Below are 16,603 nucleotides of genomic sequence, written 5' to 3' on the forward strand. Positions count from 1 at the left end.
GGTATGCCGGGGTCGGAATCTGCTAGGGGTCGCGGCGCTACCGGCTTCGGGGGCGGGTCGCGGACCTCTGGACGAGGCGGTCGGTGACGAGGGCCAGGGCGGGCCAGTCCAGGCGGCCGTGCCGGGCGACGGCGTAGGCGCGCAGCTCGACGTGGGGGCCGTCGAGCTGCGCGAGGCGCACGCCGGGGAGGGTGTCCGTGCCGACGGGCAGCAGGCCCACGCCGAGCCCGGCGGTGATCATGCCCTGGACGAGGTCGAGGCTGTCGGCCTGGTGGGTGATCCGCGGGGTGAAGCCCGCCATGGAGGCGAGGGTGCGGATGACCGTCTCGTCGGCCGTGTTGCGGGAGTTGACGATCCAGTCCGCTCCGGCGAGCCCGGCGAACACCTCCAGCGTCGTCCCCTCGTGGCGGCCGGCGTGCGCGGGGACGCCGAGGCCCCAGCGCGCGGTCCACAGGGCGGTGGTGTGCACCACGGGGTCGGCGGGGGCGGGCGCCAGGTTGTAGTCGTAGGTCAGGGCGAGGTCCGTCGCGTCCTCGGCCAGCAGCTGGAGCGCCTCGGCGGGTTCGTGCTCGCGGACCAGGACGCGGAGGCGGGGGTGGCTCGCGGCGAGGTCGGTGACGAGGGGCAGCAGGTGGCGGATGGCGGTGGCGAAGCCCGCGATGCGCAGGGTGCCGTTCGGCTCGCTGCCGGGCGCGAGGTCGTGGCGTGCCGTCTCGACGGCGGACAGGATCGTGACCGCGTGCTCGGCGAGGCGGCGGCCCGCGGGGGTCAGCCGGACCCGCCGTCCGTGCGGTTCGGTCAGGGCGGTGCCCATGTCGTCGGCGAGGGCGGTGATCTGCTGGGAGACCGTCGAGGTGGTGGTGCCCAGCATGTCGGCCACCGCGCGCATGGATCCCAGCCGGGACAGTTCGAGCAGCATCCGCAGTCGTCGTGTCTCCATCCGCCCATTGTCGGTCATCGTCCAGGTTTCATGAACGGATCGTTGATGATCGGCACGTGGACACGAACGGTCCGTGGGACGTCTACTCGGGTCCATGAGCCTGCCGAACCAGCGCACGGGCCCGCGCCCGCCCTTCGCGCACCTGAGCCGTCTGCCCGCGTCCGCCACCGGAGCCCTGATGGCGGTGGCCTCGATGTCGACCGTGCAGCTCGGTCTCGCGCTGTCGGTCCCGCTGGTCGACCGGCTCGGCGCGCTGGGCACGACGGGGCTGCGGCTGGCATGGGCCGGGGTGCTTCTGCTGCTTCTGGTGCGGCCGCGGCTGCGCGACTTCACCGGGCGGGACCTGCGGGCGTGCGTCGCGCTCGGCGCCGTCAGCGCGGGAATGATGGTGTTCTTCATGCTCGCCGTGACACGGCTGCCGCTCGGCACGGCGAGCGCGCTGGAATTCCTCGGCCCGCTGGCGGTGTCCCTGTGCGGGCCGGGTCGCGGCCGCGTCCGCTGGACCGTCCTGGCCGCCGTCGGTGTCGTGGCGCTGACCGAGCCCTGGCACGGGGGCATCGACCTGCTCGGCGCGGGTTTCGCCCTGACCGCCGCGGCGTGCTGGGCGGCGTACATCCTGCTGACGCAGCGGGTGGGTGACTCGGTGACGGGGCTCGGCGGGCTGGCCGTGTCCATGCCCGTCGCCGGTGTCATCGGCCTGCTGGTGGCGGCGCCCTCCGATCTGGCGCACGTCACCTGGGGGCTGCTCGCGGCCATGCTGGGCCTGGCGGCCCTGAGCGCCGTTCTGCCGTTCGCCCTGGAGTTCCTGGCGCTGCGCCGCCTGACGACCTCCGCGTTCGGCACGCTGATGAGCCTGGAGCCGGCCATCGCGCTCCTCGCCGGCCTGCTGGTGCTGGGCCAGACCCCCGGACTGGCGCCCGCGATCGGCGTGGCCTTCGTGGTGGCCGCCGGGATCGGTGCCACCCGCGCGGGCGCCCGCCCGGTCCCGGAGCAGGCCCCGCCCGAGCGAAACGTTTGCGTTTCGATGAGTGAAGGGCGTACCTTTTAGCGGTACGAAACCGTTTCGGTTCGCTTATCCGCACGACACCACGAGCGGATCCGCGTACCACCGTCAGGCAAGGAATCCATGGGGCTGCCCGAACCCCTCACGCGCAGAAAGCGGCGCACCCGCCTCACCCCCGAGCGGGAGCGCGAGCTGTACAGCCGCACCCTCGACCTCGTTCGCGACGTCGGCTACGAGACGATGACGCTCGACGCCGTCGCCGCGCAGTCGCGGTGCAGCAAGGCCACGCTCTACCGGCAGTGGGGCAGCAAGCCCCGGCTGGTGTCCGAGGCCCTGCGCGAACTGCGGCCCTTCTCCCTCGACGACCTGGACACCGGGTCGTTGCGGGACGACCTGCACGCCCTCGCGCGGCGGGTCGGCGAGGCGCACAAGGACATCGACCTCGTACGGGGCATCTCGCTGGCCATCCGTAAGGACGCGGAGCTCGCGGACGCCGTGCACGAGGCGCTCGTCCAGCCCGAGCTCGACCTGTTCGAGGCGATGCTGTCGCGCGCCGCGGACCGCGGCGAGATCGATCGGACCGCGCCCGCCTGCGACTTCCTTCCGCACATGTTCGTCGGCTCCGTCTTCTCCCGCCCGCTCCTCGAGCGGCGGGCGGCCGACACCGACTACCTCCAGCGTTATGTGGACACCGTCGTCCTCCCTCTGCTGCTGAACGCCTGACCGACGTCCGGCCCCCCACACACCTCGAAGGACCACGCAATGCCCTCCCCGCTCGACGCGCGCGAGCGTCCGGCCGCGGCCTCCGCCGCACAGCCGCCGGGCGCCCCGGCCGCGCACCACGTGCCGCACCGCTGGTGGGTGCTGGCCGTGATCGGCCTCGCCCAGCTGATGGTGGTGCTCGACGCCACCATCGTGAACATCGCCCTGCCGTCCGCCCAGGCGGACCTCGGCTTCTCCGACGACGGCCGCCAGTGGGTCGTCACCGCCTACTCCCTCGCCTTCGGCAGCCTGCTGCTGCTCGGCGGCAAGCTGTCCGACCTCTTCGGACGCAAGGCGACGCTGCTCATCGGCCTCATAGGGTTCGCGGGCTCGTCCGCCCTCGCCGGTGCCGCCACCGGCTTCTCGATGCTCGTCGCGGGCCGCGCCCTGCAAGGTGTGTTCGGCGCGATCCTCGCGCCGACCGCGATGGCGCTGCTCACGACGACCTTCACCGAACCCAAGGAGCGCGCTCGCGCCTTCGGCATCTTCGGTGCGATCGCCGGTTCCGGTGGTGCCATCGGCATGCTGCTCGGCGGCTTCCTCACCGAGCACCTCGACTGGCGCTGGACGCTCTACGTCAACCTGGTCATCGCCGCGTTCGCGGTGGTCGGCGCGCTCGTCTTCATCCGTAAGCCCGCGCCCACCGCGCGCCCCAAGCTCGACCTGCTGGGCACCCTGCTGGTCGCGGCCGGTCTCTTCAGCGTCGTCTTCGGCTTCTCCAACGCCGAGACGCACAGCTGGGGCAACTGGATGTGCTGGGTGTTCCTCGCCGCGGGCGTCGTCCTGCTCGCGCTGTTCATCGTGTGGCAGACGCGGGCGAAGCACCCGCTGCTGCCGCTGCGCGTCCTGGCCGACCGCAACCGTGCCGCGTCCTACGTGAGCGTGTTCATCACCGGCGCCGGCATGTTCGGGATCTTCCTGTTCCTGACGTACTACCTCCAGACGATCCTCGGCAAGAGCCCCATGGAGACGGGCGTCGCGTTCCTGCCGATGATCCTGTCGCTGATGGTGACGGCGCAGCTCGCCACCATGTGGTTCATCCCGAAGCTCGGCCCCAAGCCGGTCGTCCCGGTCGGCATGGGTCTCACCGCGGGCGGTCTGGCCTGGCTCACGGCGCTCGACGTGAACAGCACCTACGCCGCGCACGTGCTGCCGCCGCTGATCATGATCGGTGTCGGTATCGGTCTCGTGATGCCGCCCGCGATGAGCCTGGCCACCCTCGGGGTCGACCCGAAGGACCAGGGTGTCGCCGCGGCGACCGTGAACACCATGCAGCAGGTCGGTGGTTCGATCGGTACGGCGCTGTTCAGCACCATGGCCGCGACGGCCGCCTCGAACTACATCGCCGACCACGGTGTCTCCAAGGCCAGCCAGGCCGAGGCCGCCGTGCACAGCTACGCGACCGCGTACTGGTGGGCCGCCGGGTTCTTCGTCGCCGGTCTGGTCGTCTCGCTCCTGCTGTACCGCGCGGGCCGTCCGCACGCGCAGCCGCAGGCGAAGGTCACCGAGGCGTCCGAGGCCGGGGCGACCGCCGAGGCGGCTCCCGCGACCACGGCCGTCACCGCTCCCGTCACCGCGTCCGCGGTGGAGGGGCCCGGCGTCCGGGGCCGGATCCTCGACGGACAGGGCGCGCCCCTGTCCGGCGCCGTCGTCACCCTGATCGACCGCGCCGGAGCGCAGATCGGCCGCGGCGCCGCCGCCGTCGACGGCACGTACGCGGTGTCGGCGCCGTCCGCCGAGGGCGAGGGCTACGTCCTCGTCGGCTCGGCGCCCGGCCGGGACCCGCGCGTCGCCACGCTGGCGCTGCGCGCGGACGGCCCGGTCTCCTTCGACCTGGTCCTCAGCGGCGACGGCGGCCTCTACGGCACCGTGCGGGCCGAGGCCGACCAGGCCCCGGTCGCGGGCGCGCTCGTCATCACCACGGACGAGCGCGGCGAGACCGTGGGCTCGGCGCTCACCGACACGGACGGCGGCTACTCGCTGCCGCAACTGACGCCCGGCGCCTACACATTCACCGCCAGCGCGGAGGGCTTCCAGCCGTACGCGGGTCTGGCCCAGGTCGCCGGTGGCACGGCCACCCGCCAGGACGCCGTGCTGCGTTCCGCGGCGATGCTGACCGGCACGGTGCGGGGCTCCGACGGCACCCCGGTGAACGACGCCCGCGTCACCCTCCTCGACCAGGCGGGCAACGTGGTCGCGGTCCACACCACCGGTTCCGACGGCGCCTACGCGTTCGCCGGCCTGGCCGGCGCCTCGTACACCGTCATCGCCAGCGGCTACCCGCCGGCGTCGAAGGCGGTCACCGTGGCCGGCGCCGGTGACCCGAGCGACCTCGACGTGTCCCTGAGCCACGGCGACTGACGCTCTTTCCGGCGGCCGTACGCCGAACACCACCGCCACGGGCGGGGCAGACCGTGTCTGCCCCGCCCGTGGCGGTTGCGGGAGCCCGCCCGCGCCGCGCCTACCGCGGCGTCCTCCAGTGATCGGTGACCCAGTCGCGGAACGTGCGCGCCGGTACGCCGAGAACATCGGCCACCGTCGTCGTCACGTACGCCGGGTGCCCGGCGCTCGCGCCCCACGCGTCGAGCAGCATCTCGACGACCGGCCGCGGCCAGACACCTTCGGTCGCGCGCCGGAACGCGTCGGGTGAGAGTTCCTCGAAGGGGATCGACCGGCCGATCACCTCGCCGATCACGCGCACCTGGTCGGCGTGACCGAGCGCTTCGGGCCCGGTCAGCACGTAGTCGCCGCCGCTGTGCCGCCCGCTCTCGTACAGCGTGCGGGCGGCGACGGCGGCGAGGTCGCGTTCGTCGACCGGTGCCGTCGCCACGTCGGCGTACGGCCATCGCACGGGCTCGCCCGCGCTGATCGCGGGCTCCCACCACAGCCGGGCGTTCGAGGCGAACATGCCGGGCCTGAGGAACGTCCGGTCGAGTCCGGCGGCGTCGATGCGGCGCTCGATCCCGGCGTGCAGGCCGGCCATCGGGTTGGGCTGCTGGAAGAACGGGTGCGGTGTGCGGTGCGGCGAGGACAGGAACACGACCCGCCGCGTGTGCGCCGCGATCCGTTCGACGACCGCCTCGACCGTGGCGGGCGGCGCGGTCCACAGGAGGAACACCGAGCGCACGCCGCACAGGGCGGGGTCGAGGGAGGCGGGGTCGGTGAAGTCGCCCGCCACCACCTCGACCCCGTCCGGGAGTCCGGCGGCCCCGGGGTCGCGTGTGAGCGCCCGCACGGGCACACCGGCGGCCAGGAGTTCACCGACCACCGCGCGCCCGATACGGCCGGTCGCTCCCGTCACGAGGACGGGTCGCGAGTCGTCTTGTCCGTTGTGCGCCTGTCGCGCTTCGCTCATCACGAAGACCACAATAACGTAACCGAGTTACGTTTTTTACTCTTTAGGGCGCCTACAGGCCCACGTCCCGGCTGCGGATGTCGTCCCACGACTCGCGTCGGACGAGGAGTCGGGCGCGGCCGTCCCGCACGGCGACCACGGGTGGGCGGCCGACCGCGTTGTAGCCGGAGGCCATCGACACCTGGTACGCGCCCGCCACCGGTACGGCGATCAGGTCGCCCGCCCGCACGTCGGCGGGGAGCCGGGCGTCGGCGGCGAGCACGTCACCGGCCTCGCAGTGCCGGCCGACGACGGTGACCGGGGCGAGGTCGTCGCTGCCCGCGCGGCCGACCAGCCGGGGCTCGTAGCGCACCCCGTACAGGGCGGGGCGCGGGTTGTCGCTCATGCCGCCGTCGACGGCGACGAAGGTGCGGCCCGCGGTGCGCTTGACCGACACGACGCGGTACAGGGCGACTCCGGCGGGGCCCACGACGGCCCGGCCGGGCTCGATGATCAGGCGTGGCACGGCGAGTCCGGCCACCGCGCACGCCTCCGTCAGCTCGGCGCGGACCTTGCTGGCGAGCCGGGTGAGGTCCATGGCCGGCTCGCCGGGGCGGTAGGCGATGCCGTGCCCGCCGCCGAGGTCCAACTCGGGCAGCACGAGGCCGTGTTGATGGTGCAGGCGGGCCATCAGTCCCACCATGCGGCGCACCGCCGACAGATACGGTTTGACGTCGGTGATCTGCGAGCCCAAGTGACAGTGCAGGCCCGTGAGTTCGAGCTGCGGCTGGTCGAGGATGCGGGTGATGGCGTGCTGGGCGTAGCCGTCGCCGATGGACATGCCGAACTTCTGGTCGTCGGTGCCGGTACGGATCTTGTCGTGGCCGCCCGCGCTGATCCCGGGGACGACGCGGACCATCACCTTCTGGTGGCCGCCGGGGCCGACCGCGGCGGCGATCCGGGCGATCTCGGAAGGGCTGTCGATGACGATGCGTCCGACGCCGTACCAGAGCGCGCGCTTGAGGTCGTGGGGTGTCTTGGCGTTGCCGTGGAGGACGATCCGGTCCGCGGGGAAGCCCGCGGCGACCGCGAGTTCCAGCTCTCCGGCGGAGCAGACGTCGAGGCCGAGGCCCTCGTCGGCCACCCAGTTCGCCATGGCGCGGCACAGGAACGCCTTGGCCGCGTAGTGGACCTCGGCCTCCGGGAAGGTGTCCCGGTAGGTGCGGCAGCGGCGGCGGACCTCGCCCTCGTCGAGGACGTACACCGGGGTGCCGTAGCGGCCCGCGACCTCCGCGAGCGACACACCGCCGACGGCGGGGTGGCCGGGGTGCGGCTCGGCGGTGGAGGCGGGCCACACGGAGCGGTGCTCGGGTGCGCAGGCGTCCGTGGCCGGGGCGGCGGGTTCGTGCAACGTGGTCATCGTGTCGTCGCCCTTCCTCAGCCGATCCAGTACGACAGCGCCGTCACGAGGACGGCGGCCGCGGTGACCCGGCGGGCGCCGGCCGTCTCCGGGATGCGGCCGCCGCGCCGCGGTCGTCCTGTACTTCTACCCAACCCCGTTGCGGGGGCGCACAGTTGCGGGTCGACGGTGACCGGGGCGGCGCCGAGCGGGGCGGTCATGGCGCGCAGCGCGGGCTCGGCCAGCCGGATCCACGGCTGGTCCGGGCCGAGCGTGGTGGTCAGGGCCCGCGCGGAGGTGAAGCCGACCGCGGTGCGGTCGCCGAGCGGGGTGCGGAACAGGCGGGCGGCGTGCCCGAACGGGCCCGGCCGGACCGGTACGTACAGGGGTCCGGCCGGGAACCGTTCGGAGGGTTCGGGGTCTTCGGCGCTCAGCGTTTCTGCCATGGGGTGCCTCCTGGAGGATCCGGGGGTGTGGGATCACCAGGGACGCTATGCCGCCCTCCCCTGCCCCGGGCACCGTCCTGACGCGACGCTGACGCCGTTCGCCGTGATGCTGACGCGCTGGTGACGGACACCGCACGACGCAGGCCCGCGCCGCGGGGCCGAGGTCAGCGGCCCCGCCAGACCGGCTTCCGCTTCTCCAGGAAGGCCGTCACGCCCTCCGCGAAGTCCCGGCTGCCGTAGACCTGGGTGTACAGGTCCTCGGCGTGGCCCGGGTCCGCGGCGGCCAGGACACGGCGGTCCGCCTCCTTGAGGGCGGCGAGGGTGAGCGGGGCGCAGCGGGCGATGTCCGCCGCGAGGTCCGTGAGGCGGGTGTCCAGGTCGGCCGGTTCGACGATCTCCGCCACGAACCCCGCCTCGTAGGCCTCCGCCGCGGTGACGAGGCGGGCGGTGAGGACGGCGCGCAGGGTGCGGGCGCGGCCGAGGCCCGCGTAGAGGCGGGAGATCACGGCGGGGGAAAGGCAGTTGCCGAGGGTGCGGCCGATGGGGGCGCCGAACACCGCGTCGGGGGTGCACAGCACGATGTCGCACACGCTCGCGAGCGCGCTGCCCGCGCCGACCGCCGGGCCCTCCACCGCGGCGACGACCGGCATCCGCAGGGCGGCGAGGCGGTCGACGGCGCGCGCCACCCGCGACTCGTACGCGACGCCGTCCCCGCCGCCGCTGAAGTCGCGGAACTCGCGGATGTCCGTACCGGCGGCGAACGCCCGGCCGCCCGCTCCGCGCAGGACCGTCAGCCGGATGCCGGGGTCGGCGTCGATCTCCTGGCAGGCCCGTTCCAGCTGGTCGTACATGCGCAGGGTCAGGGCGTTGCGGCGGTCCGGGTTGGCGAGGGTGAGGTGGGCGGCGTGGACGGTGGTTCCGGGAACGGGGCGGCGGGTCCAGGTGACGGAGCCCGCGCCGTCGTCGTCGGCAGGTGTCACCTGTGGCTCCTTGCGCAGGAGTTCGTCGTTGTGCTCGCCGAGTGCCGGTGGGTGGCGGCGCAGCCGCGCGGGGGTGCGGGCGAGTTTCACCGGGAAGCCGACGACGCGGCCGCGGCCGTCGACCGGGTGGTCGTACTCCTCGACCATGCCGCGGGCGCGGGCGTGCGGGTCGTGGTCGAGGATCTGCCCGTAGTCGAGGATCGGGCCCGCGGGGACGCCCGCGTCCAGGAGCCGCGCCACGCACTCCTCGGTGCTGCTCGCCGCGAGCCGTCCTTCGAGGAGGGCGATCAACTCGGCGCGGTGGCGCATCCGTTCGGTGTTGGTGGCGAAGCGTTCGTCGTCCGCGAGGTGCTGGAGGTCCAGCGCCTCGCACAGCCGCAGCCACAGGCGCTGGTTGTTGGCGGCGACGGTGGCGTGGCCGTCCTTGGTGCGCACGACCTGGTAGGGCGCGGACATGCGGTGGGCCGAGCCGAGCCGCTCGGGTGGTGCGCCGCCGGAGAAGTACTCGACCGACTCCCACACCGACATCGCCAGCACGGCTTCGTAGAGGGAGGTTTCGAGGTACTGCCCCTCCCCCGTGCGCAGCCGGTGGACGTGTGCGGCGGCGATGCTCAGCGCGCACAGCATGCCCGCGCCGAGGTCGCCGACCGGCAGTCCGCACTTGACGGGCGGGCCGTCGGGGTCGCCGGTGACACTGACCGCGCCCGCCATGCCCTGGGCGATGAGGTCGTAGCCGGGCCGGTCGGCGTACGGGCCGTACTGGCCGAAGCCGGAGATCGACGCGTAGACCACGTCGGGGCGCACGGCGCGGACCGCCTCGTAGCCGACGCCGAGGCGGTCGGCGACGCCGGGCCGGAAGTTCTCCACGACGACGTCCGCGTCGGCGGCGAGCCGCAGGAACTCGGCGCGGTCGGCGTCGGTGCGCAGGTCGAGGGTGACACTGCGCTTGTTGCGGTTGAGGGCGTGGAAGGCGGGGGTGTCGCCGCCGGGTCCGGGTGTGCCCATGGAGTGCCGGGTCTGGTCGCCGCCGTTCGGCTGCTCGACCTTGATGACATCGGCGCCGAGGTCGGCGAGGAGCATCGTGCAGTACGGGCCCGCCATCACCTGGGTGAGGTCGAGGACGCGGACACCGGTGAGGGCGCCCCGCGCGTCGGAGGGTGTCATCGCAGGGCCTCCCGTACGAGCTGGAGCGGGTGGAGCGCGCCGCGGCCGGTGCCGTGGTGGATCTGCTGGCGGCAGGAGACACCGGTGGCGGCGACCACGGTGTCGTCGGGTTCGGCGCGCACCGCGGGGAAGAGGCGGTCCTCGCCGACGGCCATCGACGTGTCGTAGTGCTCGGCCTCGAAACCGAACGAGCCGGCCATTCCGCAGCAGCCCGCGTCGAGTTCGACGACGTCGGCGCCGGGGATCCGGTTCAGGAGCGCGACGGTGGCCGCGGTGCCGACCTCGGCCTTCTGGTGGCAGTGGCCGTGGAAGAGGATGCGGCGGCCCGCGGGCCAGGCGTCCTCGCGCAGCCGGAGCCGGCCGTCGTCGATGGCTTCGGTGAGCAGTTCCTCCAGCTGTTTCACCCGGCCGGAGACGTCGGCGACCGCCGGGTCGCCGGGGAGCAGGGCGCGGTGTTCGTCGCGCAGGGTGAGCAGGCAGGAGGGTTCGCAGCCGACGATGGGGCCGTCCCCGGTCTTTGCGAGCCGGTGCACGAGTCCGCGCGCCTGGTCCTTGGCCTGGTCGAGCAGGCCCTTGGAGAAGGCGGCGCGACCGCAGCAGCCACCGCTCTCCAACTGAACGTTCCAGCCCGCCCGTTCGAGGAGCTCGACGGCGGCCCGTCCCACCGCTGGGTCGGTGTACGTGGTGAAGGAGTCGGCGAGGAGGGTGACGGTGCCCTGCGCTCCGGCCACCGTGCCCGGCCTGCGGCGGAACCACGACACGAGGTTGCGGCGGGCGAACACCGGCAGCGGCCGGGCACGGGCGATACCGAGGCCGCGCTCCAACAGCCGCCTCGGCAGCGGCAGGTTGGAGAGCGGGGCGGTCGCCGAGCCCAGCCGGTTGAGGCGCCGGATGGCGCCGAACACGCGGGAGCGCAGCGGTGTGCCGTGCTGTTCGTGGTGGTGGGCGAGGGTCTCGGCCTTGAGGGTGGCCATGTCGACGCCGAGCGGGCATTCGCTCTTGCAGGCCTTGCACATGAGGCACAGGTCGAGCACCTCGTGCAGCCCCTCGTCGCCGAGCGCCGCCTTGGGGTCGGGTTCGGAGAGCGCCTTGACCAGTGCGTTCGCCCGGCCGCGGGTGGAGTCGGGCTCGTGCTTGGTGACCATGTACGAGGGGCACATGGCGCCCGCTTCGCTCTTGCGGCACAGCCCGATGTTCATGCAGCGGTCGGCGGCGCCGCGCATGCCGCCGCCCTGTCCGAGGACCTCGAAGTCGAGGTGGGTGCGCAGGGGCGGCGCGGGCGGCAGGGCGGCGTCGCGGAGGTGCTCGGTCATGGCCGGGGCGTCGACGATCTTGCCGGGGTTGAGCCGGTTCTCCGGGTCGAAGAGGCCCTTGACCTCGCGCATCGCCTCGTAGAGGTCGTCTCCGTAGAGCGCGCGGTTGAACTCGCTGCGGGCCAGGCCGTCGCCGTGCTCGCTGGAGTTGACGCCGCCGTACTCGCGTACCAGCTCCTTGATCTCCTCGGCGACGGCGCGCATCGTGCGCACCTGGGCGGGGTCGGCGACGTCGACGAAGGGCCGGATGTGCAGGCAGCCGACCGAACAGTGGCCGTAGAAACCGGCGTTGAGTCCGTGCCGGTCGAGGATCTGCCGGAAGCGGCGGGTGTACGCGGCGAGGTGCCGGGGGTCGACGGCGGTGTCCTCGATGAACGCCAGCGGGCGGCGGGTGCCCTCGCTGGCGGCCATGAGCAGGCCGAGGCTGGACTTGCGGACCTTGAGCAGGCCGGACTGCTGGGCGGGGGTGACGGCTTCGAGGGTGTGGTAGCCGTGCCCGTGCCGCTTCCACAGGGCGGTCAACGTCTGGAGCCTGCCGATGAGTTCGGCCTCGTCGTCGCCGGTGAAGCTGACGAAGAGGAGGGCTTCCGGGTCGCCTTCGAGGATGCTGCCGAGCGAGGCGTACTCGATCTTCTGCCGGGACAGGTCGAGGATCGTGCGGTCCATCATCTCGACGGCCGCCGGGTCGAGGCCGAGGGCGTCCTCGGTCGCCTCGATCGCGCCGGCGACGGAGGTGAAGTGGCCGACGGCGATCACCGTGCGGGCGGGCTTGGGGACGAGGTCGACGAGGGCGCGGGTGGCGAGGACGAGGGTGCCTTCCGAGCCGACGACGAACTTCGCGAGGTCGAAGGGGGTTTCGGGGTCGGCGAGCCGGTCGAGGCGGTAGCCGCCGGAGCGCCGCCAGTACGCGGGGAAGTCCGTCGCGATGGACGCGGAGTGCTCCTTGAGGATCCGCGGCAGCTCCCGGTACAGCCGCCCCTCCAGGGTGCCGGCTCCGGCGCGGCGGGCCCGCTCGGCCTCGTCGACGGGGGCGAGGCGGGCGGTGGACGCGTCGGAGAGGACGACGTCGAGTTCCCGTACGTGGTCGATGGTCATGCCGTAGCGGAGCGAGCCGCTGCCCGCGGAGTTGTTGCCCGCCATGCCGCCGATGGTGGCCCGGTTGCTGGTGGAGGTGTCGGGGCCGAACATCAGGCCGTGCGGGGCGGCGGCACGGTTCAACTGGTCCTGGACGACGCCGGGTTCGACGAGCGCGGTGCGGGCCTCGGGGTCGAGCTCGACGATGCGGTGCAGGTGCCGGGACAGGTCGAGGACGAGGCCGGGGCCCACGGTCTGCCCGGCCAGGCTGGTGCCGGCGCCGCGGGGCACCACCGGCACCCCGTGCTCGGCGGCCGCGGCGACGGCGGCCCGGATGTCGTCGGCGTGGCGCGGGAAGACGACGCCCCGCGGTTCGATGGCGTACATGCTGGCGTCGCGGGAGAACAGGTGCCGGGTGTAGTCGTCGAAGGCGACCTCGCCGTCGAGGTCGCGGCTCAGGGCGGCCTCCAGGTCGCGGGCGGCGGCGCGGGCCTCGCCGGGGGCCGTCATCGCAGCACGTCCAACGCCTCCTGGACACCGCCGCGTTGGATTGGCACACCGGCCAGCTCCAGGCCCATCTGGACGCCGGAGAGGGTGCCCGCGAGGGTCAGGTCGTTGAAGTGGCCGAGGTGCCCGATGCGGAAGACCCGCCCGGCGAGCCTGCCGAGGCCGGAGCCGAGGGACATGTCGAAGCGCTCCAGGACGACCTTGCGGAACGCGTCGGCGTCGTGCCCCTCGGGCATCAGCACGGCGGTGAGCGACCCGGAGTGCTCGCGCTCGTCGGCGCACAGCACCTCAAGGCCCCAGCCGCGCACGGCGGCCCGGGTGGCGGCGGCGTGCCGGGCGTGCCGGGCGAACACGTTCGGCAGCCCCTCCTCGGCGAGCATCCGCAGCGCCTCGTCCAGGCCGTAGAGGAGGTTCGTGGCGGGGGTGTACGGGAAGGCGCCCTTGACGTTGGCGTCGATGACGGGGCCCCAGCTCCAGAAGGACTTGGGCAGCCGGGCGGTCCGGGACGCGGCGAGGGCCTTGTCGCTGACGGCGTTGAAGCTGAGGCCCGGCGGCAGCATCAGCCCCTTCTGGGAACCGGCGACGGTGACGTCGACGCCCCACTCGTCGTGCCGGTAGTCGATGGAGCCGAGCGAGGAGATGGTGTCGACGAACAGCAGCGCCGGGTGCCCGGCGGCGTCGATGGCCGCGCGCAGCTCGGGGACGCGGCTGGTGACACCGGTCGAGGTCTCGTTGTGGACCACGCACACCGCCTTGATGCGGTGCTCGGTGTCCGCGGCGAGCCGCTCGGCGAGGGCGTCCGGGTCGGCGCCGTGCCGCCAGTCGCCGGGGAGGGCGTCGGTGTCGGCGTCCAGGCCGAGTGTTCGGGCCATCTCGCGCCACAGCACCGCGAAGTGCCCGGTCTCGAAGGACAGCACCCGGTCGCCGGGGCTGAGCGTGTTGACCAGCGCGGCCTCCCAGGCGCCGGTGCCGGAGGCCGGGTAGACGACGACGGGTCCCGTCGTGCCGAACACCGGGCCCAGCGCGGCGAGCAGACGCCGTGTCAGCTCGGCGAACTCGGGTCCGCGGTGGTCGATGGTGGGCGCCGACATGGCGCGCAGCACCCGGTCGGGGACGTTGGTGGGGCCGGGGATCTGGAGGAAGTGGCGGCCGGTGCGGAGCGTCATGCGGTTCGACTCCTCAAGGGTGTTGTGCCGTGAGGTGGCACGCCGTACCGTTGAGCGGCACGTGGAGCGTAGGCTTCGTCTCGCCGACGCGTCAACGGCCATGCGGTGAAAGGCGGTTGCGCCGGACCCCGTGGATGCGATCACCGAACGCGTGAGGACTCGCGATGATGCAGAACGTGGCCAACACCCTGCGGGCGCTGGAGCAGGTGGCCGAACTCCAGCCGGTCGGCGTCGCCGACCTTGCCAGGGCGCTGGAGCTGCCGAAGAGTTCCGTGCAGCGCTCGCTCGTCACGCTGCACGCCACGGGCTGGATCCGTCCCGCCGGAGGCACCCCCACCCGCTGGGTGGTCACCGCGAAGGCGCTGCACGTCGGTCGGCACGCCACCGACGAGCTGGGGCTGCGCGACGCCGCGCTGCCGGTGATGGAGGAGCTGCGCCGGCAGACCGACGAGACGGTGCACCTGGCGGTGCGCGAGGGCGCGAAGGTGCTGCTGGTCGAGCGGCTCCAGACGACGAAGGCCGTGCGCATCATCCTTCCGCTCGGCCAGGACCTGCCGATGCACGCCTCGGCGAACGGCAAGGCCGTGCTCGCCGCCGACCCGGACGACGCGGTGCGGCGCTACCTCGACGAGGGACTGCCGCGCTACACCGACACGACCGTCACCGACCGGGAGCAACTCCTCGCGGAGGTACGGGAGATCCGGGCGTGCGGCTACGCGACGAACGGCGGCGAGTGGCGCACGGACGTCTCGGCGGTGGCCTCCGCGGTGCTCGGGGCGGAGGGACTTCCGGTGGCCAGCGTCAGTGTCAATGTTCCGACGAGCCGGATGACACCGGAGGCGACGGCGGCCTTCGGGGAACTGGTCCGCAAGGCCGCCCGGACGATCAGCGCCCGCATCTCCTGAGGCTCCCTGACACGCTCCCGACGCGTGACATGTCTTGACGCGCCATCAGACCCCTTCCATACTCTCGCCCCAACCCGAAACGCAGATTCCGGATCCCGGAATGTCCTGAATGTGTGGTGACCACCGACCGAAGGCGAGGAAGCCTCGTGTCAGATCAAGTCATCTCCATCATCGGCTTGGTGCTCGTGTTCGTGATCGCAACCTTCACCAAAGTGCACATGGGCGTCATCGCCGTTGTCGCCGCGTTCATCGTCGGTACAGCCGTCGCAGGTGAGACGGCGGACGAGATTTTCGCCGGGTTCCCCGGCGATCTCTTCGTGGTGCTCGTCGGCGTCACACTGCTGTTCGCGATCGCCAAGAACAACGGCACCGTGGACTGGCTCGTGCAGGCCTCGACCCGTGCCGTGCGCGGCCGGATCGCGCTCATCCCGTGGGTCATGTTCCTCATCACGGGGGCGCTGACGGCCTCCGGTGCGGTGGTGCCCGGCGCGGTGGGCATCATGGCGCCCATCGGCATGGGCTTCGCCGTCCGCCACCGCATCAACCCGGTCCTGATGGGCCTGCTCATCATCAACGGCGCCAGCGCCGGCGGCTTCTCGCCGATCAGCATCTTCGGCACCATCACCAACGGTGTGGTGCAGAGGGAGGACCTCCCGGGCAGCGAAGGGATGCTCTTCCTCAGCTCCTTCCTCTTCAACCTGGCGCTCAGCGTCGTCGTCTTCTTCCTGTTCGGCGGCCGCAAGCTGCTGGGCCGACGGGCGGATACCGTGACCGGAAAGCCGGCCGGCGGCGGTGCGCCGACCCCGGCGCCGACCGCCGCCGAAGCGTCACCTGGTGGCGTAGCCCCCGCCCCCGCCGGGACGCGTGTTCCGGCCCCCGCGGGCGGTCGGGCCACGGCCCCCGACACACCGGCCCCCGTCCCGGCCGTGCCACCGCAACCCGCACCCGCCCCCGTGGAAAGTGCACCCGAAGAGCGTGAACCCGAGGAGGAGGTCGTCCGCCTCGACCTCGCCCGCTCCCTCACCGTTCTCGGCGTCATCAGCCTCGCCGTGGGCTCGCTCGCCTTCGACCTCGACGTGGGCCTGATGGCCTTCGTGGTCTCGACCGTCCTGTGCCTGGTCTCCCCCGCCTCCGCGAAGGGAGCCGTCGAGCGCTGCGCCTGGCCGACGGTGCTGCTGGTCTGCGGCATCGTGATGTACGTCAGCCTCATGGACGAGATGGGCACCATCAAGTGGGCCGGGGAGAGCGTCAGCGACCTCGGCACGCCCCAGGTGTCCGCGCTGCTGATCTGCGTGATCGGCGGCGTGGTGTCCGCGTTCGCCTCCACGACCGGGATCCTCGGCGCCCTCATCCCGCTGGCCGTGCCGTTCCTGGCGGGCGGCGAGATCGGCGCGATCGGCATGATCAGCGCGCTGGCGATCTCGTCGTCGGTGGTGGACTCGTCGCCGTTCTCCACCAGTGGCGCCCTGACCGTGGCGGGCGCGCCGGAGGACATGCGGGACACCGTCTTCCGGCGCTTGATGACATGGGGTCTGAGCATGACGGTCATCGCCCCGCTCGCGACCTGGCTGATCTTCATCATTCCGGGCCAGCTCTGACATCCGGCGAGG

General features: G+C 72.8%; 12 protein-coding genes. 5 read left to right on the plus strand and 7 right to left on the minus strand.

Annotated features, from left to right (window positions below; all coding sequences use genetic code 11):
* Positions 1-37: 37 nt before the first annotated feature.
* Entirely contained in the window at positions 38-940 is a 903-nt protein-coding gene (locus tag ACYBSK_RS21415) for a LysR family transcriptional regulator (RefSeq protein ID WP_460242913.1), read from the minus strand.
* A 94-nt stretch (positions 941-1,034) separates the two neighbouring features.
* Between ACYBSK_RS21415 and ACYBSK_RS21420 the strand changes: the two genes are divergently transcribed.
* The 3 genes from ACYBSK_RS21420 to ACYBSK_RS21430 all read left to right on the plus strand — a co-directional run bounded on the left by ACYBSK_RS21420 (position 1,035) and on the right by ACYBSK_RS21430 (position 5,066).
* Positions 1,035-1,988 (plus strand): EamA family transporter, encoded by a 954-nt coding sequence (locus ACYBSK_RS21420; RefSeq protein WP_460242914.1) that lies wholly within the window; start codon positions 1,035-1,037, stop codon positions 1,986-1,988.
* Between the two features lie 78 nt (positions 1,989-2,066).
* Complete coding sequence (locus tag ACYBSK_RS21425; protein ID WP_457478798.1) at positions 2,067-2,666, plus strand: TetR/AcrR family transcriptional regulator; 600 nt, start codon at positions 2,067-2,069, stop codon at positions 2,664-2,666.
* A gap of 39 nt (positions 2,667-2,705) precedes the next feature.
* The gene (locus ACYBSK_RS21430) at positions 2,706-5,066 is read left to right on the plus strand and encodes a DHA2 family efflux MFS transporter permease subunit (RefSeq protein WP_460242915.1); all 2,361 of its coding nucleotides are present in this window, start codon (positions 2,706-2,708) and stop codon (positions 5,064-5,066) included.
* A 100-nt stretch (positions 5,067-5,166) separates the two neighbouring features.
* Here the strand turns inward: ACYBSK_RS21430 and ACYBSK_RS21435 are convergent, their stop codons facing one another.
* The 6 genes from ACYBSK_RS21435 to ACYBSK_RS21460 all read right to left on the minus strand — a co-directional run bounded on the left by ACYBSK_RS21435 (position 5,167) and on the right by ACYBSK_RS21460 (position 14,088).
* Entirely contained in the window at positions 5,167-6,060 is an 894-nt protein-coding gene (locus ACYBSK_RS21435) for an NmrA family NAD(P)-binding protein (RefSeq protein WP_460242916.1), read from the minus strand.
* A 52-nt stretch (positions 6,061-6,112) separates the two neighbouring features.
* Positions 6,113-7,459 (minus strand): diaminopimelate decarboxylase, encoded by a 1,347-nt coding sequence (gene lysA, locus ACYBSK_RS21440; RefSeq protein ID WP_460242917.1) that lies wholly within the window; start codon positions 7,457-7,459, stop codon positions 6,113-6,115.
* 17 nt (positions 7,460-7,476) lie between these two features.
* Positions 7,477-7,884, minus strand: coding sequence for an SAV_915 family protein (locus tag ACYBSK_RS21445; protein WP_460242918.1), 408 nt, complete (start codon positions 7,882-7,884; stop codon positions 7,477-7,479).
* Positions 7,885-8,048: 164 nt separating this feature from the next.
* Positions 8,049-10,028 carry an enoyl-CoA hydratase gene (locus ACYBSK_RS21450; protein ID WP_460242919.1) on the minus strand — a complete coding sequence of 660 codons (1,980 nt, stop codon included), beginning with the start codon at positions 10,026-10,028 and terminating at the stop codon, positions 8,049-8,051.
* Entirely contained in the window at positions 10,025-12,925 is a 2,901-nt protein-coding gene (locus ACYBSK_RS21455; RefSeq protein WP_460242920.1) for an FAD-binding and (Fe-S)-binding domain-containing protein, read from the minus strand. Before ACYBSK_RS21455 ends, ACYBSK_RS21450 begins: the two co-directional genes overlap by 4 nt.
* The gene (locus ACYBSK_RS21460) at positions 12,922-14,088 is read right to left on the minus strand and encodes a pyridoxal-phosphate-dependent aminotransferase family protein (protein WP_460242921.1); all 1,167 of its coding nucleotides are present in this window, start codon (positions 14,086-14,088) and stop codon (positions 12,922-12,924) included. Before ACYBSK_RS21460 ends, ACYBSK_RS21455 begins: the two co-directional genes overlap by 4 nt.
* A 164-nt stretch (positions 14,089-14,252) precedes the next feature.
* Between ACYBSK_RS21460 and ACYBSK_RS21465 the strand changes: the two genes are divergently transcribed.
* Positions 14,253-14,993 (plus strand): IclR family transcriptional regulator, encoded by a 741-nt coding sequence (locus tag ACYBSK_RS21465; RefSeq protein ID WP_457478806.1) that lies wholly within the window; start codon positions 14,253-14,255, stop codon positions 14,991-14,993.
* 146 nt (positions 14,994-15,139) lie between these two features.
* Positions 15,140-16,591, plus strand: a complete 1,452-nt coding sequence (locus ACYBSK_RS21470) for an SLC13 family permease (RefSeq protein ID WP_460242922.1) — start codon at positions 15,140-15,142, stop codon at positions 16,589-16,591.
* The last annotated feature ends 12 nt before the right edge of the window (positions 16,592-16,603 follow it).

Source organism: Streptomyces sp. BYX5S, from assembly GCF_054724165.1.

Bases quoted from the DNA above. Each gene is read 5' to 3' on its own strand.
- ACYBSK_RS21445 (WP_460242918.1), bottom strand. From the start codon at position 7,884: ATGGCAGAAACGCTGAGCGCCGAAGACCCCGAACCCTCCGAACGGTTC.
- ACYBSK_RS21420 (WP_460242914.1), top strand. From the start codon at position 1,035: ATGAGCCTGCCGAACCAGCGCACGGGCCCGCGCCCGCCCTTCGCGCAC.
- ACYBSK_RS21415 (WP_460242913.1), bottom strand. From the start codon at position 940: ATGGAGACACGACGACTGCGGATGCTGCTCGAACTGTCCCGGCTGGGA.
- ACYBSK_RS21425 (WP_457478798.1), top strand. From the start codon at position 2,067: ATGGGGCTGCCCGAACCCCTCACGCGCAGAAAGCGGCGCACCCGCCTC.
- ACYBSK_RS21455 (WP_460242920.1), bottom strand. From the start codon at position 12,925: ATGACGGCCCCCGGCGAGGCCCGCGCCGCCGCCCGCGACCTGGAGGCC.
- ACYBSK_RS21435 (WP_460242916.1), bottom strand. From the start codon at position 6,060: ATGAGCGAAGCGCGACAGGCGCACAACGGACAAGACGACTCGCGACCC.
- ACYBSK_RS21430 (WP_460242915.1), top strand. From the start codon at position 2,706: ATGCCCTCCCCGCTCGACGCGCGCGAGCGTCCGGCCGCGGCCTCCGCC.
- ACYBSK_RS21465 (WP_457478806.1), top strand. From the start codon at position 14,253: ATGATGCAGAACGTGGCCAACACCCTGCGGGCGCTGGAGCAGGTGGCC.
- ACYBSK_RS21460 (WP_460242921.1), bottom strand. From the start codon at position 14,088: ATGACGCTCCGCACCGGCCGCCACTTCCTCCAGATCCCCGGCCCCACC.
- lysA (WP_460242917.1), bottom strand. From the start codon at position 7,459: ATGACCACGTTGCACGAACCCGCCGCCCCGGCCACGGACGCCTGCGCA.
- ACYBSK_RS21450 (WP_460242919.1), bottom strand. From the start codon at position 10,028: ATGACACCCTCCGACGCGCGGGGCGCCCTCACCGGTGTCCGCGTCCTC.